General features: G+C 65.7%; 1 protein-coding gene and 1 pseudogene. Both read right to left on the bottom strand.

The window, feature by feature from the left end:
* Window positions 1–111: 111 nt before the first annotated feature.
* Window positions 112–927, bottom strand: a complete 816-nt coding sequence (locus tag IE266_RS26715) for an ABC transporter ATP-binding protein (protein WP_189683180.1) — start codon at window positions 925–927, stop codon at window positions 112–114.
* Window positions 924–1,177: pseudogene (locus IE266_RS26710) on the bottom strand (ABC transporter ATP-binding protein); the annotation flags it as partial. The pseudogene IE266_RS26710 and the gene IE266_RS26715, both read right to left, overlap by 4 nt.

Genomic DNA, 1,177 nt, shown 5'->3' with positions numbered 1-1,177 from the left:
TGCCGGCGGTCAGGTTGGCCGGCGCGAAGGGGTCGAAATCGGCCGGCAGCCGGGTGCGGCTCTCGGCGAAAAGCTGTTCGGCCTCGGCCATGTCGGGGTGCCTCTGGTCGTTCATCGCGCCCCTCCCGCCACGGCCATCGCAGCGCCGCCGGCAGCCCGTGCGGCCTTGGTGCCGAGATAGGCCTCGATCACGCCGGGATGGCTGCGCACCTCGGCGGGGCGGCCCTCGGTGATGGTGGAGCCGAAATTCAGGACGTGGACGCGGTCGGAGATATCCATCACGAGGTGCATGTCATGTTCGATCAGCAGGATGGCGATGCCCAGTTCCTCGCGGATGTCGAGGATGAAGCGGGCGATGTCCTCGGTCTCTTCCTGGTTCATGCCGGCGACGATCTCGTCGAGCAGCAGCACCTTGGGGTCGGTGGCCAGCGCGCGGCCCAGTTCCACCCGTTTCTGCTGGCCGTAGGACAGCGTGCCGACAACCTTGTCGCGGATGTGCTCGATTTCGAGGAACTCGATGATCTCCTCGACGCGGCGGCGCGCGGCGACCTCCTCGCGGCGGGGACGGCCGAAATGCAGCGCCGCCTCGATGACCGAGGTCTTCATGCGCCAGTGGCGGCCCACAAGGATGTTGTCCACCACGGTGCCATGCTTGAACAGCGCGAGGTTCTGGAAGGTGCGCCCGATGCCGAGTTGCACGTAGCGGTGCGGCGCCACGCCGGCGAGGTCGCGCCCCTCGATCGAGATCGAGCCGGAGGTCAGTGGCAGCACCCCCGAGATCAGGTTGAACAGCGTCGTCTTGCCGGCGCCGTTGGGGCCGATGACCGAGACTATCTCGCCCTTGTCGACATGCAGCGTGACCGCGTTGACGGCATGGATGCCGCCAAAGCTCTTGGTGACGTCGCGCAGTTCCAGCAGGTGGGTCATGACAGCCAGCGCTTCCGTCGCTTGTAGTGCTTGATATCTCGGAAGCTCTTGCGCTCTTCCCCGCCGCCCGAGAAGCCGAGGTAGTATTCCTGGACGTCGAGGTTGTTGCGCATCTTCTCGGCGGAACCGTCGAGGACCACGCGGCCGTTTTCCATGATGTAGACGTAGTCGGCGACGTCCATCGCCTGGGTTGCGTTCTGCTCGACCAGGAAGATGGTCATGTTCAGCTCGGTCCGCATCCGCGCGATGG

Origin of the sequence: Seohaeicola zhoushanensis, assembly GCF_014656415.1 — a bacterium.
GTDB classification, from domain to species: Bacteria; Pseudomonadota; Alphaproteobacteria; order Rhodobacterales; family Rhodobacteraceae; genus Seohaeicola_A; species Seohaeicola_A zhoushanensis.
Note: the sequence above shows the minus strand (reverse complement) of the source record. Positions and strands in the feature narration are given on the sequence as shown.